This window comes from Streptomyces sp. NPDC037288 (assembly GCF_055603265.1).
In genome coordinates this window covers 25,366-52,082 of record NZ_JBVJVY010000048.1, presented here as the reverse complement: position 1 = coordinate 52,082, position 26,717 = coordinate 25,366, and the positions used below count along the sequence as shown (strand labels likewise).

Here is a 26,717-nt window from a genome sequence, read left to right as displayed (position 1 = left end):
GATGGTACTGCAGGGGGGACCCTGTGGGAGAGTAGGACACCGCCGAACAAATCTTGAGAAAGGCCCACGCCATCCGGCGTGGGCCTTTCTGCGTTTAAGCTCGACTGCATGCGCTATGACCTGGTCATCTTCGACAACGACGGGGTGCTCGTCGACAGTGAGCCCATTTCCAATCGGCTACTGGCCGCCCACCTGACCGAGTTGGGGCACCCCACCTCGTACGAGGACTCCATCCGGGACTACATGGGATCGGCCATGCACCGGATCCATGAACTGGTGCTGGAGCGGACCGGGCAGCGGCTGCCGGACGACTTCGACGACGTCTTCCACGCGCGGGTGTTCGCCGCGTTCGAGCGGGAGTTGGAGCCTGTGGCCGGCGTCGAGGGCGTACTGGAGAAGCTGGCCGCGGACGGGGTGCCGTACTGCGTGGCCTCCTCCGGGAGTCATGCGCGGATCCGCGTCGGGCATCGGACGACCGGGCTCGACCGGTGGTTCGCGCAGGGCCGCATCTTCAGCTCCGAGGACGTGGGACGGGGGAAGCCGGCGCCCGATCTGTTCCTGTACGCGGCGGAGCGGATGGGCGTGGCTCCGGAACGGTGCCTGGTCATAGAGGACTCTCCGCTGGGCGTGCAGGCGGCCGTGGCGGCCGGGATGGACGTCTTCGGGTTCACCGCGATGACGCCCGCGGCGAGGCTGGCCGGGGCCGATCAACTTTTCTCGTCCATGGGAGAATTGGCTGACCTGCTGGTCTGACCTGAGCCATCGGGCCGGACCTGACAATTGTCATGCGGACGTCCGGACGATCGTTTCTACTGGCGGACCCCTGCGGGGGCGAAGCTAAGAGCATGACGAAGAACACGGGGGCCCAGGGCCGGACCGAGCAGCACAAGCAGAACCCGAGCGTGCTGGACAACTTCATTCCGCTGGTCGTGGACGTGGCGGTGCCGCTCGGCTCGTACTACCTGTTCAAGGACGCCTTCGGGATGAGCACCTTCGCCGCGCTCGCCTGGAGCAGCGTGGTGCCGGCGGCGCGGACCGTGTGGAGCCTGGTGAAGGAGCGGAAGGCGAACGGACTCGCCGGGCTGATCCTGGCCGTCAACGTCGTCTCCCTGCTGCTGACCTTCGTCTCCGGTGACCCGCGGCTGATGCTCGCCAAGGACGGAGCGGTCAGCAGCACCGTCGCGTTCGGGATCCTGCTCTCGGTGCGGCTGGGCAGGCCGATGATGACCGCGGGTCTGAAGCCCTTCCTCGTCAAGGGGGACGCGGCCAAGGAGGCCGCCTGGGCCCGGCTGACGTCCGGGGTGGCGGCCCGGTCCGCGGAGTTCCTGCGCAAGGAGCGGGCCTACTCCGTCGTCTGGGGCCTGGCGCTGCTCGCCGAGTGTGTCGCGCGGGTCGTGGGTGCCTACACCGTTCCCGTGGACACCATGGTCTGGCTGGGCACCGTCTTCCTGGTCGGCGCGATCGGGATCGGCGTGGTCGTCGGCGGTGGACTGGCCATCGAGCCGATGGAGAAGATGCTGAAGGCCGAGACGGAGTCCGGAGCCGAGGCCGGCGAGGCCGCGGCCACCGCGCCCGCCGCCGCCTGAGCCGCTCGACCCACCAGGTAAAGCTGAAGGAAATTCATCTTTGGCTGGATCTACCCACAGGTAGTCCGGGGCCCTACGCTCGCCGCCATGACTGATGTGCTGCGGCGCGGTAGGGCCTCGCTGGCGTTCAGCTTCTTCGCCCAAGGCGCGACCTTCGCCCTGCTGGTGACGCGCATCCCGGCCGTCCAGGACCGGTACGGCATCTCGGACGCGTTGCTGCCGGCCTTCCTGGCCGCGGTGCCGGTCCTCGCCGGTGTCGGCAGCGTGACCACCGAGCAACTGGTGAAGCGGATACGGCCCAGCCGGCTGCTGCGCTGGTCCCAGCCGCTGGTGCTGCTGGCGCTGCTGGGTGCCGGGGCGGGTGGGCGGATCGTGGACCTGGCGGTGGCGCTGGGCGCGTTCGGGCTGGCGGTGGGGGCGTTGGACGCCTCCATGAACATGCTCGGGGTGAGCCTGCAGCGGTCGTACGGGCGCAGCATCATGCTCAGCTTCCATGCCGCGTACAGCCTGGGCGGGATCCTCGGCGCCTCGCTGGCGTGGGTCGGGGCGCACTGGCATCTCGCGCTGTGGGTGTCGTACCTGCCGGTGGTGGCCGTGCTGCTGCCGGCGACGCTCCTGGGGAGCCGGTGGTACGTCGACGGGGACGCGACGCCTTCGGCGGAACACGGCGCCCAGGGCGGGGGTGTCGTCTTCAAGCTGCTGCTGCCGTTGTGCCTGGTGATGACCTTCGCCTACATCGGGGACTCGACCGTCTCCAACTGGAGCGCGAAGTATCTGAAGGACGTGCTGGGGAGTTCGGAGCAGCTGGCGACCGTGCCGTACAACGTGTACATGGTGACCACCCTCCTGGGGCGGGCCATCGGGGACTTCGGGGTGCGGCGGTTCGGGGCGGTGGCGGTCGTACGGCTCGGGACGCTGGTGGCGGCCGGCGGGTTCGCGGTGGTGGCGTCGGCGCCAGGGGCGTGGGCCGGGATGCTCGGGTTCACGCTGCTGGGTCTGGGACTGTGCGTGCTGGTGCCGCAGACGTTCGCGGCGGCCGGGCGGCTCGCTTTTGAGAATCACGGCTCAGGGTCTTCGGATGCGGCCATCGCGCGGCTGAATATTTTCAATTACGTGGGCTTTCTGGTCGGTTCGCCGTTGGTGGGGGCGCTGGGCGAGGCGTGGAGCTATCGCGGCGCCATGCTCGTGCCGATGGTGTTGGTGCTGGTGACGCTGGTGTACGCCAGGTCGTTCGCCGCTCAACCGGACCGATACGGTGGCGGGCATGAGCGGCCGCGCACAGCTGATGTGGGACGAGGCAGTAACGGGCTATGACTTCGGATCGGACCATCCGATGGATCCGGCCCGGCTGGCACTGACCCGGAAACTGGTGGGTGCCTTCGGGCTGGACCGGGAGATGGAGGTCGTCGCGGCCAAGCCCGCCGGGGAGTCGACGTTGCGGTTGGTGCACCGGCAGGACTACATCGACGCCGTGAAGGCCGCGTCGGCCGATCCGGCGGGGGCCGACGCGTCGTACGGGCTCGGAACTCTTGATGATCCTGCGTTCGCGGGGATGCACGAGGTGTCGGCGTTGATCGCCGGGCAGTCGGTCGGGGCGGCGGAGGCGGTGTGGCGGGGGGACGCGGAGCACGCCGTGAACTTCGCGGGCGGGCTGCACCATGCGATGCCCGGGGGTGCGTCGGGGTTCTGCGTGTACAACGACGCGTCGCTGGCCATCGCGCGTTTGCTGGAGCTGGGGGCCGAGCGGGTCGCGTACGTGGACGTCGACGTGCATCACGGGGACGGGGTGCAGGCGGCGTTCTGGGAGGATCCGCGGGTTCTGACGATCTCGTTGCACGAGCATCCTCGTACGTTGTTCCCGGGGACCGGATGGCCGCAGGAGACCGGGGCCGGGGCGGGGGAGGGGGCCGCGGTGAACGTGGCGCTGCCGGCGGGGACCGGGGACGCGGGATGGGTGCGGGCGTTCCACGCGGTGGTGCCGGAGCTGCTCGCGGAGTTCCGTCCGCAGGTGCTGGTGTCGCAGCACGGGGCCGATACGCACTTCGAGGACCCGCTGGCGCATCTCGCCGTGTCGCTGGACGCGCAGCGGGCCGTGCAGGTGGCGTGCCATGAGCTGGCGCACGAGTACGCCGGGGGGAAGTGGGTCGCTCTGGGGGGCGGCGGGTATGCGGTGGTGGATGTCGTGCCGCGGTCGTGGACGCACCTGGTCGCGATCGCTGCGGGGAGGCCGGTGGCGCCGGAGACGGTGATTCCCGAGGAGTGGCGGCGGGAGGTGTTCGCCCGGACCCGGCAGTTGGGGCCGCAGCGGATGACCGATGGGCGGTGGCCGGTGAGTTGGGCGTCGTGGGAGTCGGGTTACGACCCTGCGGATCGGGTTGATCAGGCGGTACGGGCCACTCGTCGGGCGGTGTTTCCCCTGCGGGGGCTTCTTCCCTGAACCGGCCGGGGGCTCCGTCTCCTGGCCCGTCGTTACGCCAACCGTGCGCACTTCCCCCGTTCCGGTCCCGGTTGCGCTGCCCATGCGTCACCATCGCAACCGTGTTGACCAGCGGAGCTCTGCGTGCGCATCTGCTGGCTGTTCGGCTTGCCGGGGAGGTCGGGACGTCCCGGGAGGACAGTCTGCGGAGTTATCGGCTGTTCGCCGCCCGGGACCCGCGGGTGCTGATCGGGATCGATCCCGAAGGGGCCTGGGGGCAGCGGGACGTGCTGGAGCTCATGGCGGAGAGGTGCGGGGTTTCGGCCGATCCCCGGCACACTTCCGGCCGGGATGTGATCGATCCCGAGCGGACGCTGGCCGCGCTGGACGCTTTCGCGGGGCGGATCGGGGAGGCTGCCCGGCGGGGTGCGCCCGTGCTGTTCGGGACCGGGCATCCGCACCGGCTGCTCGGGTTCTACGCCGGCCTGGCGGACGCGCTCTCGGCGGCGGGGTGTGACGTGCTCACCCCTGCGCAGGGTCGCTGTGTCGACATATTGACCCGGTTCGGCCTACGTACGTGTGCGGTCGACTACGCGCGAGGTGTCGGGTTGGTGCGGGAAACCGTCGGTGGGCGCCCCGGTTGTGAGCCGGGCGTGCACTGTCATTCGCCGCTGCCGGTTCGGGTCGTGCTGGAGGCCGCGGCGGAAGGTGGTGGGCCGTTGCCCGAGTTGGTCGTCGGGGATCACGGATGGGTCTGCGGTGCAGGTCAGCTGGGGTTCGAGGCCATCGGTCTGGCCGACACCGACGATCCGGCACTGTTCGTGGGGGAGGCGGAGGGGCGCGTGTCCGTCGTCGTTCCGGTTGATGACGCGGTGCCGTCTGATCACTACCGGCCGCTCACCCGCTACGTACTCAAACGAGCGTGTCTGTCACAGTAGGCCTGCGATGGGTGCACCTCTTCCCCACTTGCATCACCCGCCCCTACATTGGGGAGTGAGCACGCAACGACGAAGAGTCACCGGAAGGGGAAGCCGGTGGCCGTCGAGTGCGGAAGGTTCAGGTGTGTCATGGCTGCAGCTGGCGAGAGGCCTCTGAACGAGGTTCAGTTCCTTACCGTGGCGGAGGTCGCCTCGGTGATGCGAGTGTCGAAGATGACCGTGTACCGCCTGGTGCACAGCGGTCATCTGCCCGCGATCCGGGTGGGGAGGTCCTTCCGCGTCCCGGAACAAGCGGTACACGAGTACCTCCGTGACAGCTATGTGGGGGTGGAGACTGCCTGACGGCTACCCCGGGCAACCCGGGGACACCCCCTCGATTACGACCTGGGCGCTCGGTTGGGTAGGCTAGCCCCTCGTAGGTCGTGTGGGCCCATGGCGCCCAAACAACCGAGTGATGAGAAGTGAGCGAGGGTAGTCGTGGGCTCTGTTATCAAGAAGCGGCGCAAGCGGATGGCCAAGAAGAAGCACCGCAAGCTGCTCAAGCGCACGCGCGTTCAGCGTCGCAACAAGAAGTAAGCGACGCGCGAGAGCGTGTCAGCGTGTACCTGTGGCCTCCCGCCAGCACTGGTGGGGGGCCACAGGCATATCCGGGGAACCCGGAAGTTCCGATGAGTGAATTTCCGTCACTTCCTGCATCGGGCGGTCATCACAGCGCAACATCGACCCGCTAGGTTGGCCGTACGCATCACGTACGAAGGAAGGCGCTGATCTTGGGGAAGGTCGTGCTCGTCACCGGAGTGGCCCGGCAACTGGGCGGCCGCTTCGTACGGCGGATCCAGCGGGATCCCGATGTCGACCGGGTGATCGCCGTGGACGCGGTGCCGCCGGCGCACCATCTGGGCGGGGCGGACTTCATCCAGGCCGACATCCGGCAGCCGACGATCGCCCGGGTGCTCGCCGAGACGGGCGCCGACACGGTCGTCCACATGGATGTGACGGGCACGGCGCTGGGCAGCGGCAGCCGGGCCACCGTCAAGGAGACCAACGTCATCGGCACCATGCAGCTGCTCGGTGCCTGCCAGAAGTCGCCGACGGTGAAGCGGCTGGTGGTGAAGTCCAGCACGAACGTGTACGGATCGGCGCCGCGTGATCCGGCCGTGTTCACCGAGACGACTCCGCCGAAGTCGCTGCCCAGCGGTGGCTTCGCGAAGGACACGGTCGAGGTCGAGGGGTACGTGCGCGGGTTCGCCCGGCGGCGGCCGGACGTCGCCGTGTGCGTGCTGCGGTTCGCCAACATCCTCGGGCCGGCCGCGGACACCCCGCTCGCCTCCTACTTCGCACTGCCCGTCCTGCCGACCGTGTTCGGCTACGACCCGCGACTGCAGTTCGTGCACGAGGACGACGTCGTCGAGGTGCTCAGGATCGCGTCGCACGACCCGCGCCGGGGCACCCTCAACAGCGGCACCTTCAACATCGCCGGGGACGGCGTGCTGCTGCTGTCGCAGTGCTCCCGGCGGCTCGGGCGGCCGACCGTGCCACTGCTGCTGCCGGCGGTCACCTGGGCGGGTTCGCTGGTGCGTACGCTGGGGATGACGGACTTCTCGCCGGAGCAGATCCGGCTGCTCACGCACGGGCGGGTGGTGGACACGGTCCAGATGCGCGACACCCTGGGCTTCACCCCCAGGTACACGACGGCGGAGACGTTCGCGGACTTCGCACGCGGCCAGGGCCCCGGGCTGGTGCCGCCGGAGGCCCTCGCGGGGGCCGTCGACCGGATCGCCGGGCTGGCCGCGCGGGCCGGCGGCCGGCCTACCACGCACAGCGCCAACTGAGGAGAGCGGCAACGATGGCGGACGCCAAGGTCATTCCGTTCGACGACGACCGGTCCCGTGGGAGCGCGGCGCAGCGCCCGGCGCGGCGCCGGGGCACGGGCAGCCGGCGCGGCGCCCTCGGTGAGATGGGTGAGGTCCAGTCTCTGCCGGGCCGGGCAGGGGCCCGGGAAGATGGGCGTGTGAGCCGTGAGCAGGAGCCGGTGGAGCGATCGGGTGCCGACGGGCCCGGCGGCGGCCTGGAGCGGCGTGTGGCGGCCGGACTGGCCTTTCTGCGGCGCCGGCTGACCGGGGACTACGACGTCGACGACTTCGGTTACGACGAGGAGCTGACCGACCAGGTCCTGATGTCGCTGCTGCGGCCGGTGTACGAGAAGTACTTCCGGGTCGAGGTGAAGGGCATCGAGAACGTCCCGGCGAAGGGCGGGGCGCTGATCGTCGCCAACCACTCCGGGACGCTGCCGCTGGACGGGCTGATGATGCAGGTCGCCGTGCACGACCACCATCCGGCCGACCGTCACCTGCGGCTGCTGGCGGCGGACTTGGTGTTCGTGCTGCCGGTGGTCAACGAGCTGGCCCGCAAGCTGGGGCACACCCTGGCGTGCGCGGAGGACGCCGAGCGGCTGCTGGCGCAGGGCGAGCTGGTCGGGGTGATGCCGGAGGGCTTCAAGGGCATCGGGAAACCTTTCAGCGAGCGGTACAAGCTCCAGCGCTTCGGCCGCGGCGGTTTCGTGTCGACCGCGCTGCGGCAGGGCGCACCGATCATTCCCTGCTCGATCGTCGGGGCGGAGGAGATCTACCCGATGATCGGCAACGCGAAGACGCTGGCGCGGCTGCTGGGCTTCCCGTACTTCCCGCTGACCCCGACCTTCCCCTGGCTCGGCCCGCTGGGCGCGATCCCGTTGCCGACGAAGTGGACCATCCAGTTCGGTGAGCCGATCCCGACGGACGGGTATCCGCCGGAGGCGGCCGAGGACCCGATGCTGATGTTCAACCTGACCGACCAGGTGCGGGAGCAGATCCAGCACACGCTGTACAAGCTCTTGGTGCAGCGGCGGTCGGTGTTCTTCTGACGCCGGTGTTCTGCTGACACCGGCCCGGTACGACGACGGGGGCGCCCTGCTCGGACAGGGCGCCCCCGCCGTCGTAGCCGTAACCGGGGCTAGTGCGTTTCCTCGCCCTCGATGCCCAGGCCGGGCAGGAGGCCCGGGAGGAGCGGGGGAAGGGTGACGTCCGGTGCGCTCGTCGGGGGCTTGCTGGTGGACGGCGCGCTGCTGCCGGGGCCGAGCTTCGGCGGCTCCAGCAGGCCGCCCGTGTTTCCGCCGATGAGGCCCTCGCCGCCGTTGCCGGTCGCCGAGCCGCTCGGGTCCTTGGTGCTCCCGCGCTTGCCGGAGGACGGGGTGTGGCCGGAGGAGCTCGGCGCGGTCGGCCGGTGGCCGCCGGAGGAACCGGTGGGTGCCGAGCCGGAGCCCTGCCGCTTCTCGCTGCTGCTCGGGGAGGGCGACTGCGGGAGCAGGGACTGCAGCGGGGCGACCTCTTGGTCTATGGCGTCGAACACCGACGACACCTGCTCTTTGACGTCCCCGAGCTGCACGGGCAGCCTGTCCCTGAGCGCGCTCCAGGCCTCGCGGTGCGACCGGGAGAACGCGGACAGGGCCTGGATCGGGCCGAGGGAGCCGGGGTCGGCCTCATAGGCCTCGTGGAGCAGGCGGTGGCCCTCGGTGACGTCATGCTGCATGCCGGAGAGGGTGCGTCGGATCTCGCCGATGGACTCGTGGTCGAGCTGGCCGCCGCGACCGCGCTCCATCAGCCGACGGGCCTCGCTGAGCCGCGTGGAGGCCTGGTCGAGGTAGGTCTGGCCGCGCTGGTCGTCGCCGTCGGTCAGGTAGTTGAGCTTGAAGTCCTCCATGCCGCGTTTCAGGCCGTACAGCGAGTCGCCGGGCAGGGCGTCGGAGCTCGCGGCGGCGACCCCGCCGAAGGCCCCGGCGGCCACGCCGACGCTGAGCCCGCCCGCGGCGAGCCCCTTGGTCAGCCGCGAACGCGGGCGGAGTTTGCCCAGGGGGCTCGCCCGGTGCGCGCCTTTCTGTCTGGGTACCGACGCGTCCGCCGCCCCGGCGCCCTCCTGGAGCATGGCCTCCATCGCGGCCACCAGCTGGGCGCGCTGCACGACCTTGACCTCGGGGTCGAGCTGCGGCCTGGGCAGCGCGCCGAGGTCCGCAGCGAGGGCCAGCAGCTCGCCCCGCTCGGATTGTTCCTCCGCGGTCGGCGGGCATCCCGCCGGGCTTACGGACTGCTCGGCCGCCGTGTCCCGGTCGGACTGCTCCTCCAGGGCCTGGGCGAAGGCGCTCGCCCGCCGGTGGGCCGATACGTTCGCGATCACTGGCGGCACCTCCTCTCGTCATGACGGTCGACTCCCCAGGGGGTCCTGAGGGTTGCACGCCGCGACCACTTCCACACGATCGAGTGATCAGGGTCGGCCAAGACGTGACCGCAGGGAGCCTGTATCCCGCACAACGACTGGCGCGGCACTTGGGTTACGGACGGCGGATGACCGGATCGGAAAGGCAACCGGCCTTCACGGAGCGTGAGTTGAGTGTCGCGGTGGGTGTCGGGTGCGGGCTGCGGCTCAGCGCGCGTCGTCCGGCAGAAGCCGGGCCAGGGTGCGTACGGCGCGGTACTGGAGGGTCTTGATGGCGCCCTCGTTCTTGCCCATGACGCGGGCGGTCTCGGCGACCGAGAGCCCCTGGAGGAAGCGGAGCGTGACGCACTCCTGCTGCTGTGGGTTGAGCCGGCGTACGGCGTCCAGCAGCGCGGCGTTCGACAGGGACTCCAGGACGGAGTCCTCCGGGGAGCGTTCGACCTCGTTGGCGTCGAGCATCTCGCCGGTGGTGACCTCCAGCCGGAAGCGGCTCGACTTGAAGTGGTCGGCGACGAGGTTACGGGCGATCGTCACCAGCCAGGCGCCGAAGTCCCGGCCCTGCCAGGTGAAGGTGCCGATCCTCCTGAGCGCTCGCAGAAAGGTCTCGCTGGTGAGGTCCTCGGCGGTGGCCCGGCCGCCGACGCGGTAGTAGATGTACCGGTACACCGTGTCGCTGTACTGGTCGTACAGCCGGCCGAAGGCCTCGGCCTCACCCGCCTGGGCGCGCTCGACCAGGTCCATCATCCGGGCGCTGTCGCTGTCGGCGGCCGGGCGGCGGGCGGTGGTGGCGGAGCCGGCGGAGCGCCCTCGTCTGCCGACCGCGGCGCCGCCGTCGGCCAGTGCGTAGCACGGGCCGACGGGCGCGGCGGCGGCGAAGGCGGGGACGGCGTACGCGGTGGGGACGAGGCCGCGCAGCGTCTCTTTGATCGTTGCGCGCAGCGTAGCCAGGCCCGAGGCGTCAACCCCGACGTGTGGGTACACGGGACTCCCAGAGGCAGAGCTTCCATCACGTGCAGTGCGGGACCGTTCACCCGTCGTAGCGACGGAGGGGTACCGGTTTGCGTCTGAGGAGAATAACGCTTCGTGCAGGCACTGCTACACCGAGTTGCTCAAATCATCGATTGCGTCGCTTCTCTTACCGATTGACGCCGCATCAAGTGCCGTAGATTGACCGCTTGTTGATCGAAAAGCGCCCGGTTTCGGCAAGGTACGGGGCGTGTTGAAATGGCCGCGGCATAATCCGTGCGGCGTGGGGCGTGCCGGAGACAGGGGGGCACTGCAGCTCCCCGGGGGCGCGGGGAACTGCGCGAGCAACCACGAGGACCCGCAGCGGCGGCGACACGCAGTCCTGCGGCGATGTTCCGCGTCGACCCCGGGCTATCGGCGCCGGCGGCTCAGGGCGATCGCCGCCGCAGTGCCACCGGCAACCGCGCCGACGCCGGCCGCCGCCGGGATGCCCACCTTCGCGGCCTTCCGCCCCGTGCGGTAGTCCCGCAGGCGCCAGTCCTTGTCGCGGGCGTGTCTGCGCAGCTTGGCGTCGGGGTTGATGGCGTAGGGGTGGCCGACCAGGGACAGCATCGGGATGTCGTTGTGGCTGTCGCTGTAGGCCGCGCAGCGGGAGAGGTCCAGGCCCTCCGCCGCGGCCAGGGCGCGGACCGCCTCCGCCTTCGCGGGGCCGTGGAGGGGCTCGCCGACCAGCTTGCCGGTGTAGACGCCGCCCACCGACTCGGCCACCGTGCCGAGGGCGCCCGTGAGGCCCAGGCGGCGGGCGATCACCTGGGCGATCTCCACCGGCGCCGCCGTGACGAGCCACACCTTCTGGCCGGCGTCCAGGTGGGCCTGGGCCAGGGCGCGGGTGCCGGGCCAGATGCGGTCGGCCATGTACTCGTCGTAGATCTCCTCGCCGATCGATGCGAGCTCGGCGACGCGGTGGCCCTTGACGATCGACAGCGCCGAGTCCCGGGCGTCCTGCATGTGCTCGGGGTCCTCCACGCCGGCCAGCCGGAACCACGCCTGCTGCCAGGCGAACCTGGCCAGGTCACGGGTCTCGAAGAACTTCCGCTTGTACAGACCCCGGCCGAAGTGGAACAGCGCGGCGCCCTGCATCACGGTGTTGTCGAGGTCGAAGAAGGCAGCCGCCTTGTCGTCGCCGATCACCGGGAACTCCGGTTCCTCCTCGGCGACCTGCGGGGCTTCCTGCGCTTCCTGGGAGGACTTGCGGGCAGCCTCCGCCGAGGCCTCGCCTGCCAACACGCTGCGCGCCGTGGCGGAGCGCCTACGAGGAGTGAGCCATCCGAGAGCGGCCATGTCGTGAGCATAGCCAGTTTGTTCGGTGCTTCCGTCAGGCGAGAGGTTGGAAGCGCGTGAACTCTCCGCGACCGGTCCGTTAAACGCCACGGGGCCGCTGGGCGGGCGCGCGCCCAGCGGCCCCCCGCGCGCGGGGGAGGCGGTCGGCGGGCGGCGCGGGAGAATGGCCGGTATGAGTCCCCTTTTCCGGCGCAAGGCCGATCCCCGCGAGCGGCTCGTCACGCTGATCCGCAAGCCCGGCTGTCATCTGTGCGACGACGCCGAGCTCGTCGTCGACAAGGTCTGCGGCGAACTCGGCGTGTCCTGGGAGCAGAAGGACATCACCGAGGACCCCGCGCTGCACGACCGGTACTGGGAGCAGATCCCGGTCGTGCTGATCGACGGTGAACAGCACACCTTCTGGCGCGTGAACGAGGAGCGACTGCGCCGGGCACTGACCGACTAGTACAAACTGGTCCGGAAAGTCGCTTAGGATCAACGGCGGTTTGATCTCGGGGGCGGGATTCGTGAGGAGAGTGTGCGGTTTTGCCCCCAGTAACGAAGGAACGTCGGTGCGTATGTGCCGGTTCCCGGCGAGGGCGCACCGGTTGCGTGACCCCGGTCACTTCTGCCGGGCAAATCGGACACCATCTTTGTGCACGCGTTCACAAAGACATAGCCTGCTGTCGACGGGGCGGTCTGGGGACGTATGACCGCCCGCAGCCCCGCTCTACCCGCAGGAGCACCGTGGCAACTGGCCGATCACACCGACCGGCGACCCGTAGCCGAGGGATCCCCGAGGCCACCGTCGCCAGGCTTCCGCTGTACCTCCGAGCCCTGACCGCGCTGTCGGAGCGCTCGGTACCCACGGTCTCCTCCGAGGAGCTGGCCGCGGCGGCGGGGGTCAACTCCGCCAAGCTGCGCAAGGACTTCTCGTACCTGGGCTCCTACGGAACGCGCGGTGTCGGCTACGACGTGGAGTATCTCGTCTACCAGATCTCCCGTGAACTCGGCCTGACCCAGGACTGGCCGGTTGTCATCGTCGGTATCGGTAACCTCGGCGCCGCCCTGGCCAACTACGGCGGGTTCGCCTCCCGTGGTTTCCGGGTCGCGGCCCTCATCGACGCCGATCCCGCAATGGCCGGAAAGCCTGTCGCCGGCATCCCGGTCCAGCACACGGACGACCTCGAGAAGATCATCAAGGACAACGGGGTCTCCATCGGCGTCATCGCCACCCCCGCCGGTGCCGCCCAGCAGGTCTGCGACCGGCTCGTGGCCGCCGGGGTCACCTCCATCCTGAACTTCGCGCCGACCGTGCTGTCCGTCCCGGACGGCGTCGACGTGCGCAAGGTCGACCTCTCGATCGAACTCCAGATCCTCGCCTTCCACGAGCAGCGCAAGGCCGGCGAGGAGACCGCCGCGGGCGACGGCGCGCTGCCCGCCACCGCTCCTCGCGGCGTGTCCGCCGACGCTTCCGCCGACCAGGGGCCCGACGGGGACGTACCCGCCGTGATGCCGGCATGAGTCTCCTCGTCGTCGGGCTGAGCCACCGCAGCGCGCCGGTCAGTGTGCTGGAGCGGGCCGCGCTGAGCGCGGACGCCCAGACCAAGCTGCTGCAGGACACGGTCGCCGCCGAGCCGGCCACCGAGGCCGCGGTGCTCGCCACCTGCAACCGCATCGAGCTGTACGCCGACGTGGACAAGTTCCACGCCGGTGTCGCCGAGCTGTCCACGCTGCTCGCCCAGCACAGCGGTGTCGGCCTGGAGGAACTGACCCCCTATCTCTACGTCCACTACGAGGACCGGGCCGTCCACCACCTGTTCTCGGTGGCCTGCGGCCTGGACTCCATGGTCGTCGGCGAGGGGCAGATCCTCGGGCAGATCAAGGACGCGCTGGCCAGGGCGCAGGAGCTGCACACCGCCGGACGGCTGCTGAACGACCTGTTCCAGCAGGCCCTGCGGGTGGGCAAGCGCGCCCACTCCGAGACCGGCATCGACCGCGCCGGCCAGTCCCTGGTCACCTTCGGTCTGGAGCAGCTGGCCGTCGGTGCCGCGGTGCCCGCGTGGGCCGAGGGCAAGAAGGCGCTGGTCATCGGCGCCGGGTCGATGTCCTCGCTGGCCGCGGCCACGCTCGCGCGGGCCGGGATCGCCGAGGTCGTCGTCGCCAACCGCACCTTCGAGCGCGCCGAGCGGCTCGCGCAGATCCTCACGGAGGCCGAGGACAGCACGGCGACCGCCCGCGCGGTGCCGATGGATGCCATACCGGGCGAGCTGACACGTGCCGACGTCATCGTCTCCTGTACCGGGGCGACGGGCCTGGTGCTCACGGCGGAGGCGGTCGCCCAGGCGGTCGAGGGCCGCACCGGGGCCCCCGTCGCCGAGATCGCCGGCAGCGGTCGTACGGCCCAGGACGGCAGCGCTCGTACGGCCCCCAAGGCCACCGTCACCCCGCTGCCGCCCACCAGCGTCGGCACCGACGAGAACTGCCCGCTGGACCTGGCCGCCGTACAGCCCGGTTTCTCCGTCATGGGGGAGGCCGCCGTCGCCGGCATGGACGCGGCCACCCTGGAGCAGCACGCGGCCTGGGCGGCGGGCGGCACGGTGGACCGCCGGGACCGGCGTACACCCGAGGCGGACGCCGAGCTGATCACCGCGCTCGCCGCCACCGTCGCGACCGTGGGCCGGATCCCCGAGCGGCGCAAGCCCGAGCCGGTCGCCGAGCGTCCGGCGCCCTCCCTCTTCCTCCTCGACCTGGCGATGCCCCGCGACATCGACGCGGCCGTGCACCGGCTGGCCGGGGTACGGCTGATCGACATCGAGTCGCTGGCGGAAGCTTCCGCCGACGCGCCGATGGCGGCCGACGTGGACCTGGTCCGGCGTATCGTCTCCGACGAGGTCGCGGCCTTCGGCGCGGCACAGCGGGCGGCGCACATCACGCCGACCGTGGTCGCGCTGCGCAGCATGGCCGCCGACGTCGTCGCCGGTGAGATCGCGCGGCTCGACGGCCGCCTGCCCGACCTGGACGAACGCCAGCGCGGCGAGATCCGCCAGGCCGTGCACCGGGTCGTCGACAAGCTGCTGCACGCGCCGACCGTACGGGTCAAGCAGCTCGCGGCCGAGCCCGGCGGCGCCGGGTACGCGGACGCGCTGCGCACCCTGTTCGACCTCGACCCCGAGACGGTCGCCTCCGTCTCCCGGGCCGGGGACAGCACAGACGAGAAGGACCGACCGGCATGAGTGACAAGGCTTTGAGACTGGGGACCAGGCGGAGCAAGCTCGCCATGGCCCAGTCCGGGCAGGTGGCAGAGGCCGTCCGCCAGGTGACCGGGCGGCCCGTCGAGCTGGTCGAGATCACCACGTACGGCGACATCTCCCGGGAGCACCTGGCGCAGATCGGCGGCACCGGCGTGTTCGTCACGGCGCTGCGCGACGCGCTGCTCAAGGGCGAGGTCGACTTCGCGGTTCATTCGCTCAAGGACCTGCCCACCGCGCAGCCCGAGGAGCTGGTCCTGGCCGCCATCCCGGTGCGCGAGGACCCGCGCGACGTGATCGTCGCCCGGGACGCGCTGAAGTTCACGGACCTGCCGCGCGGGGCGCGCATCGGCACCGGCGCGCCGCGCCGCATGGCGCAGCTGAACGCGTACGCCCGCGCCCACGGCCTGGACATAGAGACGGTCCCGATACGCGGCAACGTCGACACCCGCATCCGGTACGTCCAGGACGGCGAACTCGACGCGGTCGTCCTGGCCGCCGCCGGACTGAACCGGATCGGCCGGATCGACGAGGTGACCGACTTCCTGTCGGTCGACACGGTTTTGCCCGCCCCCGGCCAGGGGGCCCTGGCGATCGAGTGTGCCGCGGACCGCGCGGACCTGATCGCGGCGCTCGGTGAGCTCGACGACCCGTTCACGCGGGCCGCCGTGACCGCCGAACGATCACTGCTCGCCGCCCTGGAGGCCGGCTGCAGCGCCCCTGTGGGCGCGCTGGCCGACCTTCCCCCACTCTCGGCTCCGCTCGAGCGGGGGGACCCCCAGGCCGACGGGCAGATTGTCAAGGAAATGCGCCTGCGCGGCGTCGTCGGCACGACCGACGGCACCCGCATGGTGCAGCTGTCCACCACCGGTCCCGTGCCCGAGACGCACGACCAAGCGCTGGCGCTCGGTCGCGAACTCGCCACCGAGATGCTTGCGCAGGGCGCGGCCGGTCTGATGGGGGAGCGAGCACATTGAGCCCCACCGCCCTTCCTGCCGCCGGTCCTGAACACGGGCACGTCACCTTCCTCGGTGCCGGACCCGGAGATCCGGGACTGCTGACTCTGCGCGCCGTGGAGGCGCTGTCGAACGCGGACGTCCTGGTCGCCGAGCACGAGGTGCTCGACGTGATCCGGACGCACGCCCGACAGGGCGTCTCCGTGATCCAGACGGACGCAGACCCTTCTTCGGTCTCGCCGCCGGGCACGGGCACACCCCAGCTGACGGTCGTTGACGGCACGTCAACAGCCGCCGCTGTCCCGGCTGCTGCCCGGGATGCCGCTCATCTTGTCATGGAGGCCGCGCGGGGCGGCAGGCGGGTCGTCCGTGCGGTGTCCGGGGACCCGGGACTTGATACGTACGCGGCCGAGGAAATGCTCGCCTGCGCCGCCGCCGGAGTGCCCTTCGAGGTCGTACCGGGCGTGGCGGCGGCGGTCGGTGTGCCCGCGTACGCCGGTGTGCCGCTGCGGGACGCCGGGGGTGCGGACGTCCGGTTCGTGGACGCCCGTACGGCGTCGGAGCGCTGCTGGACCGAGGTCGGCGCGTCGGACGGCACGGTCGTCGTCTCCACGACCCTGGACTCGGTGGCCGCCGCGGCGGGTGAGCTGGTGACGGCGGGCCGCAAGCCGGACACCCCGCTGACGGTGACGATCGCCGGTACGACGACGCGGCAGCGCACCTGGACGGCGACGCTCGGCACGATCGCGCAGACCCTGAAGCAGGCGAAGGCGCTGCCGTCCCCCGACGGCGGCCGGCCGGTCATAGCCGTGGTCGGCGAGCGTTCCGCCGCCGCCCGGCGCGACCAGCTGTCGTGGTTCGAGTCCAAGCCGCTGTTCGGCTGGAAGGTGCTCGTGCCGCGCACGAAGGAGCAGGCGGCGTCGCTCTCCGACCAGCTGCGGTCCTACGGCGCGGTGCCGCACGAGGTCCCGACGATCGCGGTCGAGCCGCCGCGCACGCCCCAGCAGATGGAACGTGCCGTCAAGGGCCTGGTGACCGGCCGCTACGAGTGGATCGCCTTCACGTCGGTCAACGCGGTGAAGGCGGTACGGGAGAAGTTCGAGGAGTACGGCCTCGACGCCCGCGCGTTCGCGGGTATCAAGGTGGCCGCGGTGGGCGAGCAGACCGCGAAGGCGCTGGTGGCCTTCGGTGTGAAGCCGGACCTGGTGCCGAGCGGGGAGCAGTCGGCCGCCGGTCTGCTGGAGGACTGGCCGCCGTACGACCCGGTCTTCGACCCGATCGACCGCGTGTTCCTGCCCCGGGCCGACATCGCCACGGAGACGCTGGTCGCCGGGCTGATCGAGCTGGGCTGGGAGGTCGACGACGTCACGGCCTACCGGACCGTGCGGGCCTCGCCGCCCCCGGCGGAGACCCGGGAGGCGATCAAGGGCGGCGGCTTCGACGCGGTCCTGTTCACCTCGTCCTCGACGGTCCGGAACCTGGTGGGCATCGCGGGCAAGCCGCACAACGTGACGGTGATCGCGTGCATCGGCCCGGCCACGGCGAAGACGGCCGAGGAGCACGGGCTGCGGGTCGACGTCATGGCTCCGGAGCCGTCGGTGCACAAGCTGGCGGAGGCGCTGGCCGACTTCGGGATGAAGCGGCGGGCTGCCGCGCTGGAGGCGGGGGACCCGGTGACGCGGCCGAGCGAGCGGCGGCCGGGGGCGCGCCGGCGTCGTACGACCACCTGACGGCACACCTGCGGCCCGCACCCGACTCACGGGTGCGGGCCGCAGGCATGCGTCAGTGCCCGGAGGCGTACGCGGACGAAGGACTCCGCCCGCTGCTCGGGAGCTCGCGCGCGGTGAGCGCGACGGTCGCCGCCGTGGGCACGGCGAGGGCCGCCAGGCGCAGGTGAAGCTGCCGGTGGTGTCGAGGGGGAGACCGAGGGCGGGTCGTTGACGTCCGTGGTGTCCTCCAGCTCGTCCATCGTCATGTCGGGCGTGCTGGTGGCGGAGTTGACGAGGTCGTGGATCGCGGGCCGGCTGCCGGTCTGGGAGAAGGCGAACGCCCGTGGAACGCCGGGGAGGCGGGCGGGTCCCGGGATCGCCGGGGGAGCGCAAAAGCTTCGTACGACGCCGTCGCTGTGCCCGCTAACGCGGTGTCTGCGGGCCGCCTGTGAGCGATGCACCGGGCCGACACGGTGTTGGCAAAGGCGCGGGCCGGGCGGGCGTAGCGTAGACGGCATGACGAAGTACGGATCGTTTCCCGGTACGCGTCCCCGGCGGCTGCGGACCTCGCCCGTCATGCGCCGTATGGTCGCCGAGACGCGGCTGCACCCGGCCGACTTCATCCTCCCGGCGTTCGTCCGGGAGGGCGTGAGCGAGCCCGTGCCGATCGCCGCCATGCCCGGTGTCGTCCAGCACACCCGCGACAGCCTGAAGAAGGCGGCGGCGGAGGCCGTGGCGGCCGGGATCTCCGGGATCATGCTGTTCGGCGTGCCGGAGGAGGCCAAGAAGGACGCCCTGGGCACGGTCGGCACGGACCCGGACGGGATTCTGCAGGTCGCCCTTCGTGACGTCCGCTCCGAGGTCGGCGACGACCTGCTCGTCATGTCCGACCTGTGCCTGGACGAGTTCACCGACCACGGGCACTGCGGGGTCCTGGACGCCGAGGGCCGCGTCGACAACGACGCGACCCTGGAGCGGTACGCCGAGATGGCCCAGGTGCAGGCCGACGCCGGTGCGCACATCGTCGGGCCGAGCGGGATGATGGACGGTCAGATCGGCGTCGTCCGTGACGCGCTCGACCAGATCGGGCGCGAGGACGTGGCGATCCTCGCCTACACCGCCAAGTACTCCTCCGCCTTCTACGGCCCCTTCCGTGAGGCCGTGGCGTCGTCGCTGCAGGGCGACCGGAAGACGTACCAGCAGGACCCCGCCAACTGGCGCGAGTCCCTGCGGGAGCTGGAGCTGGACCTCGCCGAGGGCGCGGACATGGTGATGGTCAAGCCGGCCGGCCCCTACCTCGACATCCTCGCCCGGGTCGCGGACACGGTGGACGTGCCCGTCGCCGCCTACCAGATCTCCGGCGAGTACGCGATGGTCGAGGCCGCCGCGGAGAAGGGCTGGGTCGACCGCGACCGGGCCGTCCTCGAGACGCTGACCGGCATCAAGCGTGCCGGGGCGCGGAACATCCTCACCTACTGGGCGACCGAGGCGGCGCAGAAGCTGCGGCGGTTCGAGGGCGTCACCAGCTGAGCGCGTCCGACCTGTCCCGCTGCCAGTACGTCATGGCCAGCGTGGTGTCGTAGTACACGCCGTTCGCGGGCAGCGAGGGGTGCGCGGACGGCCCGCCGTCGGTGTCCGGCGTGCGGCCCAGGAAGAGCACCTCCAGCTTGTGGGCGGTGGTGCCGTTGTGACCGCTGCCGTCGGCCGCCGACAGCCGCACGCCCGCGTACCCCGACTCGCCCGGCGCCAAGGACACCACGGCCTGCGGCTCGCTGTCCTTCATCACCTTTGGCGCCCACTGCGCCTCGTCGAAGCGCGGGGTCGGCCAGTACAACAGGTCGCAGCGCCTGCCGCTGGTGTTCGTCGCGGTGAGCAGCAGGTGGTTGAGCGGGCGGGACACCGGGGTGGCGGTCACCTTGGTGTTCGAGCCGTTGCAGGGGTGGAGCGCGGCGGTGCGCGTGCCCGGCTTCGCCGCGGAGGTGCGGGCGGACAGGGCGGTGGCGTGCGACGCGGTGGCGGTGCCGGCGCCGGGCGTGGTGGTCCTGGCCGCCGCCGTGGGGGCCGTCGTCGGCTTCGGCCGGACAGCGCCCTCGTCCTTCGTGCCGGTTCCGCCGGCTCCGCACGCCGTGAGGGCGAGAGCGGTCAGGGCGGTACCGGTCGCGGCGTACAGACGGATATGGCGCATTCGCATGGCAAGTCCTCTTTCGGGCCGGGCCCGTTGGCGTGTTTGGATGACACACAGCCTGTGCGGCGTTTCGTCCCGGTGGCCAGGAGCTACGGAAGATCCGGGACGCTGGAACGGCTGCATCGGGGATGACCTGCGGAAACAATCCCTCCCTGGAACGCCGGGATGGGACATGGGGGTGGAGGAACGGTGGCGGACGGCATCACGGAGACCGGTTTCGCGGAATTACTGCGGGAGTTGAAGCACCGCTCCGGGCACAGCTACGGCACGCTCGCCAAGCGGCTCCACATGAGTACGTCGACGCTGCACTACGCCCCCGTGGAGCGTCTGGCCCGCCTGTGCAGGGCCACCCCCGGGGAACTCGTGGAGCTGCACCGCAGGTGGGTGCTGGCGGATGCGGTGCGGGGGCGGAAGCAACCGGTGCGGGAGGAGCCGGTCCCTGACGTCCCGGTGCCTGACGTCCCGGTGCGGGAGGAGCCGGCACCTGGTGAGGCGTCTGCCCAGGAGAGGGTGCCGGACGGTCGGACCCGCCGGCGTCCCCGGACCGTCCTCCTCGCCGCCCTCACCGTCACCGCCCTGTTCGGCACCGTGGCGCTCGCCCTCAGTCTCACCACCTCCTCCGGCGGCGCCGGGCACGACGGCAGGATCGCCGGATCCGCCGCGGGCATCCCCTCCGCAGGGCACCCGCCGCCGACGGCCGGTGCCGCGCACGGAACGGCATCCGCCCGCTCGGCCACCCCTTCCCCCGCCTCGTCCCCGGCCGCCGGCACGCCGTCCGGGGCCAGGCCCGGCACCGCGCACACCGGTCGTACGCCGGAGCGCGGTACGGCCGCCGCCCCGCCCCTCGCGGTCACCGCCCACCCCTACGCCTGGACGGACCCCTGCTCCCAGCACTACCTGGTCGACCGGGCCCCGGCCGACGTCTCCCCGCCCCCGCTGGAACAGGACGCGCCCGCCTGGGTGGCCGTGCACAAGGCGGTCCCGGCGAGGGAGCAGTACGTCACGTTCACCGTGCAGGGCACCGGCTCGGACACCGTCGTCCTGGACGGGCTTTCGGTGCGCATGGCGGGCCGGCGGGCGCCGCTCGCCTGGAACGACTACGCCATGGGCTACCCGGGCGTGGGCTGCGGCGGTGGCGTGCCGACCCGTTCCTTCACGATCGCCCTGGACGCCCTGCGCCCCGGGGTCGTACCGGAGTCCGGACACCGCGGCTTCCCGTTCAAGGTGAGCCGGTCGGACCCCGAGGTCTTCCACATCACGGCCGACGCCTCCGCGTACGACGTCAGCTGGTACCTGGAGCTGTCCTGGTCCAGCGGGACACGTCACGGCACGCTGCGGATCGACGACGGTGGCCGGCCGTTCCGCACCAGCGGAAACAACGGACGGCCCGCGTACGCCTTCCCGCTGGGCGGCGAGAAGTGGAAGCCGGCGGCGGACGCGGACGCGGGCTGAGCCCGACCCGGGCGACGACCGCCGGCGAGTCCGCCTCAGCCCGCGCGCCCGCCCGCTCGCACCCGAGCCGGCCCGGCTGCCGCCGTCAGTCCCACCAGAAGGTCCAGACGGGCTGTCCGACCAGTTCCTTCGCGTACGCGCGGAGGGTGTCCCGCTCGCCCTGGAGGACATTGTCCGGGCAGAACGCGAAGTGCTCCGCCGCCACCGCCTCGGCCTCCTCCTGCGTGGCCGGCGGGGCCGCGACGGACACGACGAGGGTGTCCAGACCGAGCGCCACGACCCGTATGCCGAAGCGGTCCTCCCAGGAGCGCAGCACCGCGCACATCCGGGCCACGTCGGCCTCGTAGTTCACCGGGCCGGTCCAGCCGATCGCCGCCGGGATGTCGGCGGACCGGCGGGCCGGGACCAGGGCGAGGTGCGCCTCCTCGACGCCCGGCTCCGGACGCCCGCCCAGCGCGTCGGCGACCTGCGCGGCGCGGGTGTCCGGGTCGGCGGAGAGAGCGGCGGCGGGCGCGAGCCCGGGCCACTCGTCCCCGAACGGCTCGATCTCCTCGGCTGTCTCGCCGTCCTCCGTCTCCTCCCACCAGTACTCCGCGAGGACGTCCTCGGCGTCGTGATCGCCCGGGTACGACGTCTCGCCGGGCAGCAGCACCCAGCCCTCCACGCCGTCCCCGGAGCCGCCGGCGTCCACGAGCACCGGCAGCAGACCGGCGCGGGCGGCCGGTGCCCCCAGCGCCTTCCAGGTGCCCGGCGCGGCCGGTTTCTCCGCGTACCACAGCAGAGGTTCGTGCCAGGAGCCGTCGTACGACATGCCGACGAGCCTGCCGGGCGGCAGTTGAAGCCCGAGGGAACGCCCGCTGGGGTCGGTGGCCAGTTCGGGCAGCGGATTGGGAAGAGTCGCCATGCCCGTGACTGTAAAGCCCGCCACTGACAACGCCGTTGACCGGCCTTACCGATGAACCGGCGCCCGCCGAAGTCTCTCTTACCAGGTGGTGCTGGGACGGGGACGGGTGACGGATTGACGGGTTGACGGGCGAGGGAAGGACGGAACGTGCGGATCGGGCGTTACCCGGTGCGGTGGCACATCGTGCTGCTCACCCTGTGGACGGCCGCCTGGTTCGTCGTGGCCGAACGCCACGCCGCCATCTCCTGGCACTACCTGACCGACGGCCGGCAACTCCTCTTCGGCCAGCGGCCGGGCGGCGGCCTCGCCCTCTACGCCAACCACCCCGAGCTGCAGATCGGCCCCGTCAGCTTCCTGACCGCCGGACTCTTCGCACCCTTCCCGGCCGACGTCGGCGAGAAACTGGCCGACGCGTTCATGTCGGGCCTCGGCCTGTACATGCTCGTCCTGGTCGGCCGCGCCGCCGCCGACCACAACCTCGGCACCGGCCTCAACCACAAACGCCTCCAGCAACGCGTCCTGATCGCCGGCGCGGCCTTCATCCCCATGTGGGTCGAGGTCTCGGTCCGCTTCGCCCACCTCGACGACGTCCTGGCCCTGTTCTTCACCACCCTCGCCGTCCGCGCCCTGGTCCGCGGCAACGCGCCGGCGGTGGGCGTGCTCCTGGCGCTGGCGGTCGACTCCAAACCCTGGGCGGTCGGTTTCCTGCCCTTGCTCCTGGCCCTGCCCCGCCCGTCCCGCCTGCGCGCGGCGGCCTGGACCTTCGGCCTGGTGGCGGTGGCCTGGCTCCCCTTCTACCTGACCCACCTGGACACCCTGCACGCGGCCCGTTTCACCATCCCCAACCAACCGGCGTCCTCACTGCGCTGGTTCGGCGCGCACGACCCGGTGACCCCGTGGTGGGACCGCCCCACCCAGATGGCCCTGGGCATGGTGCTGGGCGCACTCGCGGTACGCCGGAACCGCTGGCCGGCGGTCGTGTTCCTGGCCGCCGACGCGCGCATCCTCCTGGACCCGAGCGTGTACACGTACTACAACGCCTCGGTCCTCCTCGGCACCCTCATCTGGGACTCGATAGGCCAACGCCGGCTGGTCCCGTGGGTGAGCTGGATCGCGTTGATCTCCCTCTACGGCAGCGCCCTGCTGATCCCGTCGGACGCCGCCCAGGGGTTCATCCGCCTCGCCTTCGGGATCGGCTCGGCGGCGTACGTACTGTTCTGGCCCCAACGGGCGCCACGCGGGGGACGGGGCCGACGATCACGCCGTGACCCCGTCCAGGGAACCCTCATCAGCAACTGACTACACCAGCGTCGTGATGCAGAACGGGTGCCCGGCAGGGTCCAGCAGCACCCGCCACCGCTCCCCGCCAGGCTGGAACCCGGGCTTGCCGGCACCCAGTCCGAGCAGCCGCTTCTCCGCGATGTCCAGGTCGTCGACGCCCAGCTCGATGTGCGCCTGCTTCTCCTGCGCGGGGTCCGGCCAGGTGGGCGGGCGGTAGTCGGCGAGGCGGTTGAAGCCGAGGCCGGTCGCGCCCTCCTTGCCGAGCAGGACGAAGTCGTCGCTGGAGTAGAGGACGGACATGCCGAGCAACTCGCCGTAGAAGCGGGCCATTTCGGCGGGATCGGCGCAGTCGAAGGTGACGGCGGCGTAGCGGAAGGCGGGTGCGGAGGAGGTCTCTGTGGTCATGGAAGCGACGTTAGGGCATGACCAGGACAGTTCCGGTCCTGGTCACCTGGGAAAGGTGCCAGACTTGCCGCCGTGCTCAGCTCCTCCGCCCGCCTCCTACGGCTGCTGTCCCTGCTGTCCTCCCGCCCGTCCTGGACCTGCACCGAGCTGGCCGAGCGCATGGAGGTCACGGACCGTACGGTCCGCCGGGACGTGGCACGACTCCGGGACCTCGGCTACTCCGTCGACTCGGAGGCCGGCCCCTGGGGCGGATACCGCCTGCGTGCCGGGTCCCGGGTGCCGCCGCTGATCCTCGACGACGAGGAGGCGCTGGCGGTGGCGGTCGGCCTGCGCGAGGCGGCCCTGAGCGACGCGCTCGGCGGTGACCAGGCGGCCCTGTCGGCACTGCTGAAGCTGCGGCAGGTCCTGCCCCGGCGCGTGGCGGACCGCCTCGGCGAGCTGGACGACGCCTTCGTACGGCTCCCCGGAGCCGACGGCCCTCAGATCAGGCCGGGCCTGCTGCTGGAGCTGGCGGTCGCCTGCCGCCAAGGCGAACGTGCCCGGCTGTCGTACACCGACGGGGAGGGGCGGCCCACGGTCCGGGACGTGGACCCCTACCGCCTCGTCCACACCGGCCGCCGCTGGTACTTCGTAGCGCGGGACGTGACCCGAGGCCAGTGGCGCACCTTCCGCGCCGACCGGGTCGACCGCCTGCAGCCCACCGGCCGCCCCGCGGACCTCACGGACCCACCCGACCCGGCGCACCTGGTCTCCCGCAACATCGCGAACGGCCCCTACCCCCTGTCCGCGACCGTCCGCCTCCCCGTCCCCCTGGACCAGGCCCTGCGCCTCGTCCCGCCCACGGTCGGCACCCACCGCCCCGACGGTCCCGACGCCACCCTGGTCGACATCGGCGGCCCCGACGCGGACGGCCTCGCCCGCTACCTCCTCAGCCTGGGGACACCGCTGCGGGTCCTCGCCCCGGACGCCGTACGCCACGCCCTGGCACGCCGCGCCCTGGAACTTGCCGAGGAGAACGCGGGGGCTGCGGACGCGCCGTCCGGCTGACCGACCGCTGAACCGTGGACCCCGCCGGTCTCCGGGTGGACAGCCACGTGCGTGGGACGTGGAACGCCGGGACGCCGGAGCTGACGATGTCGTCCTCGCCCAGCCCCGGGAACACCGCCTGCACCGCGCCGTCCGGACGTACGCACAGGTGGGGCCGTCGGTGACTCGAAGGCCTGGGCGTCAGAGCTTTTCCGGTGTCCGGATGCCCAGCAGCGCCATGCCCTGGTGCAGGGTGCGGGCCGTGATGTCGCAGAGGAACAGGCGGTTTTCCACCTGCGCCGGCGTCTCGGCCTTCAGGACCGGGCACTTGTCGTAGAAGGACGTGTAGAGGGAGGCCAGCTGGTAGAGGTACGCGGCCAGCTTGTGCGGGGCGTACTCCGCCGCCGCCTCCGCCACCGTCTGCGCGAACGCGTCCACGTGCAGGCCCAGGGCGCGCTCGGCGTCGGCCAGTCCCAGCTCCGGGTGCGCGGCCGGGCGGGTCTCGCCGGCCTTGCGGAGGATGGACCGGATACGGGCGTACGCGTACTGCAGGTAGACGGACGTGTCGCCGTTCAGGGAGACCATCTGGTCCAGGTCGAACTTGTAGTCCCGGTTCGCCGACGTCGACAGGTCCGCGTACTTCACCGCGCCGATGCCCACCTGGGTGCCCCGCTCGGCGATCTCCTCCTCGGAGAGGTCCTGGGCCTTCTCGCGTACGACGGCCGAGGCGCGGTCGATCGCCTCGTCGAGGAGGTCGACCAGGCGGACCGTCTCGCCCTCGCGGGTCTTGAACGGCTTGCCGTCCTTGCCGAGGACCGTGCCGAAGGCCAGCTGGTGCGCCTTCACGTCGTCGTTGAGCCAGCCGGCCCTGCGCGCCGTCTCGAAGACCATCCTGAAGTGCAGGGCCTGGCGGGCGTCCACCACGTAGAGGAGGGTGTTCGCCTTGAGGTTGAAGACGCGGTCACGGATCGCGGAGAGGTCGGTGGCCGCGTAGCCGTAGCCGCCGTCGGACTTCTGGACGATCAGCGGCACCGGGTTGCCGTCCGGGCCCTTGATGTCCTCGAAGAAGACGCAGAGGGCGCCCTCGCTGCGGACCGCCACTCCCGACTCCTCCAGGAGGCGGCAGGTCTCGGCCAGCATGTCGTTGTAGCCCGACTCGCCGACGATGTCGGGGTCCCGGACCTCCATGTCCAGCTTCTCGAAGACGGAGAAGAAGTAGATCTTCGACTCGTCGACGAACCTCTGCCACACGGCGAGGGTGTGCGGGTCGCCTGCCTGGAGGTCGACCACCCGGCGGCGGGCGCGCGTCTTGAACTCCTCGTCGGAGTCGAACTTCTTCCGCGCGGCCTTGTAGAGGCGGTCCAGGTTCGACATCGCCTCCTCACCCGAAGCCGCCGTGTCCTCGGCGGACGCCCTGTGGTCCAGCTCGTGCGGGTGCTCGTCCAGGTACTGGATGAGCATGCCGAACTGGGTGCCCCAGTCGCCGATGTGGTGGCGGCGGACCACGTTCTCGCCGGTGAACTCGAGGAGCTGGACCGCCGCGTCGCCGATGACGGCGGAGCGCAGGTGGCCTACGTGCATCTCCTTCGCGACGTTCGGCTGCGCGTAGTCGATCACCGTCGTACCGGGGTGCTCGGCGTACGGCACGCCGAGGCGGCCCGTCTCGTCCGTGTACCGCGCGGCGAGGTTCCCGGTGATCGCCCTGTCCGCGATCGTGATGTTGAGGAAGCCGGGGCCCGAGACCTCGACGTCCTGGATCAGCTCGTCGCCGGTGACGACCTGGGAGACGACCTGCGTCGCCAGCTCCCGCGGGTTCACCTTCGCCTTCTTCGCGAGCGCCAGGATGCCGTTGGCCTGGAAGTCGGCCCGGTCGCTTCGTCGCAGCAGCGGGTCCGCGCCGGCGGCCTCGGGCAGGGTGGCCGAGAGGGCGGACGCGAGGTGCTGCTGGACGGAATCGCTGAGGGACGTGACCGAGGCCATAGGAATGGGTGCCGTTCTCCTCGTGGGGATGGATAGTCCCAGCCAGTATCCCACGGCGGGTAAAGCCGTTTTCGCGGGCGCGAGTCGGTCTGTG

At 71.3% G+C, this 26,717-nt stretch carries 25 protein-coding genes; 18 read left to right on the top strand and 7 right to left on the bottom strand.

Going from position 1 to position 26,717, the window contains the following annotated elements; translation table 11 throughout:
• The first annotated feature begins 108 nt into the window (after nucleotides 1-108).
• The 9 genes from ACZ7GZ_RS35710 (at nucleotide 109) to ACZ7GZ_RS35670 (ending at nucleotide 7,842) form a co-directional block, all read left to right on the top strand.
• Complete coding sequence (locus ACZ7GZ_RS35710; protein ID WP_471030835.1) at nucleotides 109-753, top strand: HAD family hydrolase; 645 nt, start codon at nucleotides 109-111, stop codon at nucleotides 751-753.
• Nucleotides 754-845: 92 nt separating this feature from the next.
• Nucleotides 846-1,586, top strand: a complete 741-nt coding sequence (locus ACZ7GZ_RS35705) for a VC0807 family protein (protein ID WP_471030834.1) — start codon at nucleotides 846-848, stop codon at nucleotides 1,584-1,586.
• Between the two features lie 87 nt (nucleotides 1,587-1,673).
• A complete protein-coding gene (locus tag ACZ7GZ_RS35700) occupies nucleotides 1,674-2,900 on the top strand; it encodes an MFS transporter (RefSeq protein WP_471030831.1) in 1,227 nt (408 codons plus the stop codon).
• Nucleotides 2,851-4,023, top strand: a complete 1,173-nt coding sequence (locus ACZ7GZ_RS35695; RefSeq protein WP_471030830.1) for an acetoin utilization protein AcuC — start codon at nucleotides 2,851-2,853, stop codon at nucleotides 4,021-4,023. Before ACZ7GZ_RS35700 ends, ACZ7GZ_RS35695 begins: the two co-directional genes overlap by 50 nt.
• A 101-nt stretch (nucleotides 4,024-4,124) precedes the next feature.
• Entirely contained in the window at nucleotides 4,125-4,940 is an 816-nt protein-coding gene (locus ACZ7GZ_RS35690) for a phosphatase (RefSeq protein ID WP_471030828.1), read from the top strand.
• Nucleotides 4,941-5,069: 129 nt separating this feature from the next.
• Nucleotides 5,070-5,282 carry a helix-turn-helix domain-containing protein gene (locus tag ACZ7GZ_RS35685; protein ID WP_121791081.1) on the top strand — a complete coding sequence of 71 codons (213 nt, stop codon included), beginning with the start codon at nucleotides 5,070-5,072 and terminating at the stop codon, nucleotides 5,280-5,282.
• Nucleotides 5,283-5,417: 135 nt separating this feature from the next.
• Nucleotides 5,418-5,516: a 30S ribosomal protein bS22 gene (locus ACZ7GZ_RS35680; protein ID WP_003948845.1), complete on the top strand. Its 99-nt coding sequence runs from the start codon at nucleotides 5,418-5,420 to the stop codon at nucleotides 5,514-5,516.
• A gap of 194 nt (nucleotides 5,517-5,710) precedes the next feature.
• The gene (locus ACZ7GZ_RS35675) at nucleotides 5,711-6,772 is read left to right on the top strand and encodes an NAD-dependent epimerase/dehydratase family protein (protein ID WP_471030827.1); all 1,062 of its coding nucleotides are present in this window, start codon (nucleotides 5,711-5,713) and stop codon (nucleotides 6,770-6,772) included.
• A 14-nt stretch (nucleotides 6,773-6,786) separates the two neighbouring features.
• Nucleotides 6,787-7,842: a lysophospholipid acyltransferase family protein gene (locus ACZ7GZ_RS35670; RefSeq protein WP_471030824.1), complete on the top strand. Its 1,056-nt coding sequence runs from the start codon at nucleotides 6,787-6,789 to the stop codon at nucleotides 7,840-7,842.
• Between the two features lie 89 nt (nucleotides 7,843-7,931).
• On the opposite strand, the gene ACZ7GZ_RS35665 is transcribed toward ACZ7GZ_RS35670, so the two are convergent.
• From ACZ7GZ_RS35665 to ACZ7GZ_RS35655, 3 genes are all read right to left on the bottom strand, one after another.
• The gene (locus ACZ7GZ_RS35665; RefSeq protein ID WP_471030821.1) at nucleotides 7,932-9,149 is read right to left on the bottom strand and encodes a DUF5667 domain-containing protein; all 1,218 of its coding nucleotides are present in this window, start codon (nucleotides 9,147-9,149) and stop codon (nucleotides 7,932-7,934) included.
• A gap of 246 nt (nucleotides 9,150-9,395) precedes the next feature.
• Nucleotides 9,396-10,169, bottom strand: coding sequence for an ECF subfamily RNA polymerase sigma factor, BldN family (locus ACZ7GZ_RS35660; protein ID WP_471030819.1), 774 nt, complete (start codon nucleotides 10,167-10,169; stop codon nucleotides 9,396-9,398).
• Between the two features lie 396 nt (nucleotides 10,170-10,565).
• Nucleotides 10,566-11,495 (bottom strand): HAD family hydrolase, encoded by a 930-nt coding sequence (locus ACZ7GZ_RS35655; RefSeq protein ID WP_471030816.1) that lies wholly within the window; start codon nucleotides 11,493-11,495, stop codon nucleotides 10,566-10,568.
• Between the two features lie 163 nt (nucleotides 11,496-11,658).
• On the opposite strand from ACZ7GZ_RS35655, the gene ACZ7GZ_RS35650 reads away from it, so the two are divergent.
• The 6 genes from ACZ7GZ_RS35650 to hemB all read left to right on the top strand — a co-directional run bounded on the left by ACZ7GZ_RS35650 (nucleotide 11,659) and on the right by hemB (nucleotide 18,920).
• The gene (locus tag ACZ7GZ_RS35650) at nucleotides 11,659-11,940 is read left to right on the top strand and encodes a glutaredoxin family protein (RefSeq protein WP_471030814.1); all 282 of its coding nucleotides are present in this window, start codon (nucleotides 11,659-11,661) and stop codon (nucleotides 11,938-11,940) included.
• Between the two features lie 281 nt (nucleotides 11,941-12,221).
• Complete coding sequence (locus ACZ7GZ_RS35645) at nucleotides 12,222-12,998, top strand: redox-sensing transcriptional repressor Rex (RefSeq protein ID WP_471030811.1); 777 nt, start codon at nucleotides 12,222-12,224, stop codon at nucleotides 12,996-12,998.
• The gene (locus tag ACZ7GZ_RS35640) at nucleotides 12,995-14,710 is read left to right on the top strand and encodes a glutamyl-tRNA reductase (RefSeq protein ID WP_471030808.1); all 1,716 of its coding nucleotides are present in this window, start codon (nucleotides 12,995-12,997) and stop codon (nucleotides 14,708-14,710) included. Before ACZ7GZ_RS35645 ends, ACZ7GZ_RS35640 begins: the two co-directional genes overlap by 4 nt.
• Entirely contained in the window at nucleotides 14,707-15,702 is a 996-nt protein-coding gene (hemC, locus tag ACZ7GZ_RS35635; RefSeq protein ID WP_471030806.1) for a hydroxymethylbilane synthase, read from the top strand. The genes ACZ7GZ_RS35640 and hemC overlap by 4 nt, the downstream gene beginning before the upstream one ends.
• The gene (locus ACZ7GZ_RS35630) at nucleotides 15,699-17,411 is read left to right on the top strand and encodes a bifunctional uroporphyrinogen-III C-methyltransferase/uroporphyrinogen-III synthase (RefSeq protein ID WP_471030803.1); all 1,713 of its coding nucleotides are present in this window, start codon (nucleotides 15,699-15,701) and stop codon (nucleotides 17,409-17,411) included. The genes hemC and ACZ7GZ_RS35630 overlap by 4 nt, the downstream gene beginning before the upstream one ends.
• Nucleotides 17,412-17,906: 495 nt before the next feature.
• Complete coding sequence (hemB, locus tag ACZ7GZ_RS35625) at nucleotides 17,907-18,920, top strand: porphobilinogen synthase (RefSeq protein ID WP_471030800.1); 1,014 nt, start codon at nucleotides 17,907-17,909, stop codon at nucleotides 18,918-18,920.
• Here hemB and ACZ7GZ_RS35620 read toward each other — a convergent pair.
• Entirely contained in the window at nucleotides 18,910-19,581 is a 672-nt protein-coding gene (locus tag ACZ7GZ_RS35620) for a DUF4232 domain-containing protein (protein ID WP_471030797.1), read from the bottom strand. The genes hemB and ACZ7GZ_RS35620 overlap by 11 nt on opposite strands.
• A 159-nt stretch (nucleotides 19,582-19,740) precedes the next feature.
• Between ACZ7GZ_RS35620 and ACZ7GZ_RS35615 the strand changes: the two genes are divergently transcribed.
• On the top strand, nucleotides 19,741-21,027 hold the full coding sequence (locus ACZ7GZ_RS35615) for a helix-turn-helix domain-containing protein (RefSeq protein ID WP_471030795.1): 1,287 nt from the start codon (nucleotides 19,741-19,743) through the stop codon (nucleotides 21,025-21,027).
• A gap of 85 nt (nucleotides 21,028-21,112) precedes the next feature.
• On the opposite strand, the gene ACZ7GZ_RS35610 is transcribed toward ACZ7GZ_RS35615, so the two are convergent.
• Complete coding sequence (locus ACZ7GZ_RS35610; RefSeq protein WP_471030793.1) at nucleotides 21,113-21,931, bottom strand: DUF4253 domain-containing protein; 819 nt, start codon at nucleotides 21,929-21,931, stop codon at nucleotides 21,113-21,115.
• Nucleotides 21,932-22,078: 147 nt separating this feature from the next.
• On the opposite strand from ACZ7GZ_RS35610, the gene ACZ7GZ_RS35605 reads away from it, so the two are divergent.
• Nucleotides 22,079-23,230: a hypothetical protein gene (locus ACZ7GZ_RS35605; protein WP_471030790.1), complete on the top strand. Its 1,152-nt coding sequence runs from the start codon at nucleotides 22,079-22,081 to the stop codon at nucleotides 23,228-23,230.
• Here the strand turns inward: ACZ7GZ_RS35605 and ACZ7GZ_RS35600 are convergent, their stop codons facing one another.
• Entirely contained in the window at nucleotides 23,231-23,617 is a 387-nt protein-coding gene (locus ACZ7GZ_RS35600; protein ID WP_471030788.1) for a VOC family protein, read from the bottom strand. It abuts the gene before it with no gap.
• 72 nt (nucleotides 23,618-23,689) lie between these two features.
• Between ACZ7GZ_RS35600 and ACZ7GZ_RS35595 the strand changes: the two genes are divergently transcribed.
• Complete coding sequence (locus ACZ7GZ_RS35595) at nucleotides 23,690-24,664, top strand: helix-turn-helix transcriptional regulator (RefSeq protein ID WP_471030786.1); 975 nt, start codon at nucleotides 23,690-23,692, stop codon at nucleotides 24,662-24,664.
• A 180-nt stretch (nucleotides 24,665-24,844) separates the two neighbouring features.
• Here ACZ7GZ_RS35595 and argS read toward each other — a convergent pair whose 3' ends face one another.
• Complete coding sequence (argS, locus tag ACZ7GZ_RS35590; RefSeq protein WP_471030783.1) at nucleotides 24,845-26,623, bottom strand: arginine--tRNA ligase; 1,779 nt, start codon at nucleotides 26,621-26,623, stop codon at nucleotides 24,845-24,847.
• Nucleotides 26,624-26,717: the final 94 nt, after the last annotated feature.

Excerpts from the sequence above, each read along its gene's own strand:
- ACZ7GZ_RS35710 (WP_471030835.1), top strand. The coding sequence starts at position 109 with ATGCGCTATGACCTGGTCATCTTCGACAACGACGGGGTGCTCGTCGAC.
- ACZ7GZ_RS35705 (WP_471030834.1), top strand. The coding sequence starts at position 846 with ATGACGAAGAACACGGGGGCCCAGGGCCGGACCGAGCAGCACAAGCAG.
- ACZ7GZ_RS35700 (WP_471030831.1), top strand. The coding sequence starts at position 1,674 with ATGACTGATGTGCTGCGGCGCGGTAGGGCCTCGCTGGCGTTCAGCTTC.
- ACZ7GZ_RS35695 (WP_471030830.1), top strand. The coding sequence starts at position 2,851 with ATGAGCGGCCGCGCACAGCTGATGTGGGACGAGGCAGTAACGGGCTAT.
- ACZ7GZ_RS35685 (WP_121791081.1), top strand. The coding sequence starts at position 5,070 with ATGGCTGCAGCTGGCGAGAGGCCTCTGAACGAGGTTCAGTTCCTTACC.
- ACZ7GZ_RS35670 (WP_471030824.1), top strand. The coding sequence starts at position 6,787 with ATGGCGGACGCCAAGGTCATTCCGTTCGACGACGACCGGTCCCGTGGG.
- ACZ7GZ_RS35655 (WP_471030816.1), bottom strand. The coding sequence starts at position 11,495 with ATGGCCGCTCTCGGATGGCTCACTCCTCGTAGGCGCTCCGCCACGGCG.
- ACZ7GZ_RS35650 (WP_471030814.1), top strand. The coding sequence starts at position 11,659 with ATGGCCGGTATGAGTCCCCTTTTCCGGCGCAAGGCCGATCCCCGCGAG.
- ACZ7GZ_RS35640 (WP_471030808.1), top strand. The coding sequence starts at position 12,995 with ATGAGTCTCCTCGTCGTCGGGCTGAGCCACCGCAGCGCGCCGGTCAGT.
- hemC (WP_471030806.1), top strand. The coding sequence starts at position 14,707 with ATGAGTGACAAGGCTTTGAGACTGGGGACCAGGCGGAGCAAGCTCGCC.
- hemB (WP_471030800.1), top strand. The coding sequence starts at position 17,907 with ATGACGAAGTACGGATCGTTTCCCGGTACGCGTCCCCGGCGGCTGCGG.
- ACZ7GZ_RS35620 (WP_471030797.1), bottom strand. The coding sequence starts at position 19,581 with ATGCGAATGCGCCATATCCGTCTGTACGCCGCGACCGGTACCGCCCTG.
- ACZ7GZ_RS35615 (WP_471030795.1), top strand. The coding sequence starts at position 19,741 with ATGGGACATGGGGGTGGAGGAACGGTGGCGGACGGCATCACGGAGACC.
- ACZ7GZ_RS35610 (WP_471030793.1), bottom strand. The coding sequence starts at position 21,931 with ATGGCGACTCTTCCCAATCCGCTGCCCGAACTGGCCACCGACCCCAGC.
- ACZ7GZ_RS35600 (WP_471030788.1), bottom strand. The coding sequence starts at position 23,617 with ATGACCACAGAGACCTCCTCCGCACCCGCCTTCCGCTACGCCGCCGTC.
- argS (WP_471030783.1), bottom strand. The coding sequence starts at position 26,623 with ATGGCCTCGGTCACGTCCCTCAGCGATTCCGTCCAGCAGCACCTCGCG.